The organism is Erythrobacter donghaensis, from assembly GCF_001557325.1.
Classification (GTDB): Bacteria; Pseudomonadota; Alphaproteobacteria; order Sphingomonadales; family Sphingomonadaceae; genus Erythrobacter; species Erythrobacter donghaensis_B.
In genome coordinates this window covers 1-1,835 of record NZ_LSJS01000161.1, presented here as the reverse complement: position 1 = coordinate 1,835, position 1,835 = coordinate 1, and the positions used below count along the sequence as shown (strand labels likewise).

General features: G+C 68.1%; 2 protein-coding genes and 1 pseudogene. 2 read left to right on the top strand and 1 reads right to left on the bottom strand.

Annotation, left to right across the window (positions count from 1 at the left end; translation table 11 throughout):
* Window positions 1-618 (bottom strand): annotated as a pseudogene (locus AX692_RS19635) (sensor histidine kinase); the annotation flags it as partial.
* Between the two features lie 267 nt (window positions 619-885).
* On the opposite strand from AX692_RS19635, the gene AX692_RS09555 reads away from it, so the two are divergent.
* Together AX692_RS09555 and AX692_RS09550 are read left to right on the top strand one after the other, a co-directional pair.
* A complete protein-coding gene (locus tag AX692_RS09555; protein ID WP_066525791.1) occupies window positions 886-1,347 on the top strand; it encodes an Lrp/AsnC family transcriptional regulator in 462 nt (153 codons plus the stop codon).
* Window positions 1,344-1,802 carry a GFA family protein gene (locus AX692_RS09550; protein WP_073975295.1) on the top strand — a complete coding sequence of 153 codons (459 nt, stop codon included), beginning with the start codon at window positions 1,344-1,346 and terminating at the stop codon, window positions 1,800-1,802. Before AX692_RS09555 ends, AX692_RS09550 begins: the two co-directional genes overlap by 4 nt.
* Window positions 1,803-1,835 lie beyond the last annotated feature (33 nt).

Sequence of the window (1,835 nt, the reverse complement as noted above, 5' to 3'; positions counted from 1 at the left end):
GGGCGTGGCCGGGAGGGCGTCACGCGGGGCCTTCCCGACAGGCCGCAGAACCACGGGTTCGCCAGCGGGACGCAAGGGCGCGGGCGGGGTGCGATCCGCGCTGCCGTCGGCGGCTGTCTCCTGCGCCGGAGCGGGAGCGGGGGCCGGGGCGGGCGCTGGAGCGGGCGCTGGAGCGGGCAGGCCGCGATCATGCACCCCGAGCCGTTCGAGCAGCGCCTCGACATCGACCGGCAGATCGCGGCGCAGGCGCAGGAAGCCGCGCGCGCGCACCGGCAGGCGCGGGATCAGCGCAGCCCAGTCCTCGCTTGCGAGATCTGCGCGGGTCAGCGCGGCTGCGGCAACCTCGGCCTCCTGATCGGCAAGGTGGACGACCAGATCCGGGCTCTGGAAGCGCCAGCCGGGCTCGCGGATCATGCGCGCCCGGGTGGCGGCGGGGATCGCTTCGGCGAGGGCATCGAGCCGCAGCCATGCGGCGGCCAGCAGGCTGCGATCGCTCCCGCGCGACTGCGTCCGCGCGCGGCCGAGCAGGTCGAGCAATTGCCGGTACTGGGTGCACAGGCTCGCCTCGCCAGTGGCGCGCTGGCGCAGCACGGTGGCAAGGCGATCATCGAAAAACACCCGGAAACTCCTCAAGCCCATCGCCGCATGGCGATTCGCATCTCTTCGCACCTGCCACGGGCCGTGGATAGGCGGACTGCGTCACGGCGTCTTATCAGGATGGGGAAATTGTCACAGTCTGGCGTGAAAGGTGCGTTGCAAAGCGGGACAATTGCTGCCAGTCCTAATAATATTAGCTGAGCACGCCATCAGGCAGGCCGGTTGTTACCTGGGGAACAAGTTGCACGGCCTTGCAGCCAAGCAAGGGGGGCGTGCTGGAGGAACTGAGTGGCCAATCTCGACGAAATCGACCGCCGCCTGCTGGCGGAACTGCAGGCGGAAGGGCGCGTCACCAATGTCGAACTCGCCCAGCGCGTGGGGCTGACCGCACCGCCGTGCCTGCGCCGGGTGCGGGGCCTTGAGGAGGACGGGGTAATCCGCGGCTATCACGCCGATCTCGACCCCTCCAAGCTCGGCTTCGCGATCACCGTCTTCGCGATGGTCAGCCTCAAGAGCCAGGCCGAGAGCTCCTTGCGCGAGTTCGAGGAGCACATGCGTGCGCTCCCCGAAGTGCGCGAGTGCCACATGCTCAACGGCGAGATCGACTTCATCCTCAAGATCGTCAGCAAGGACCTGCAGAGCTTCCAGGAATTCCTGACCGGCAAGCTTACCCCTGCGCCCAATGTCGAAAGCGTCAAGACCTCGCTCACCATCCGCACCGCCAAGCAGGAACCGGGCGTCCCGCTATGAGCGAGGCGCCGCGCCTTGCCGAGCCCGTCACCGGGCATTGCCTGTGCGGGGCGGTGACGATCACGGTCACCGCGATGCAGGCCGAGGTCGATATCTGCCACTGCGCCATGTGCGGCCGCTGGGGCGGGGCCTTCTTCGCCGGGGTCAAGGGCGAGGGCGCCGAGGTGACGGGCGAGGAGGCGATCACCGTCTACCGCTCGAGCGAATGGGCCGAGCGCGCCTTCTGCGGCACCTGCGGCAGCAACCTGTGGTACGAATTCCTCCCCACCAAGGGCCGCTCGTTCCTCGCAGGGCTGTTCGACCTGCCGCCGGGCTTCGGGATCGAGCAGCAGATTTTCGTGGACGAGAAGCCCGATTGGTATGATATTGTTCAGGAAAGCCCGATGAAGACGGGCCCCGAAGTGATCGCCGAGGCGATGGCCGGGATGGGGGCGCAGGGGCTCAGCTTCGATTGACCGCGAAGGGAGGTGCGTGCGCCATGATCGACC

Excerpts from the sequence above, each read along its gene's own strand:
- AX692_RS09550 (WP_073975295.1), top strand. The coding sequence starts at position 1,344 with ATGAGCGAGGCGCCGCGCCTTGCCGAGCCCGTCACCGGGCATTGCCTG.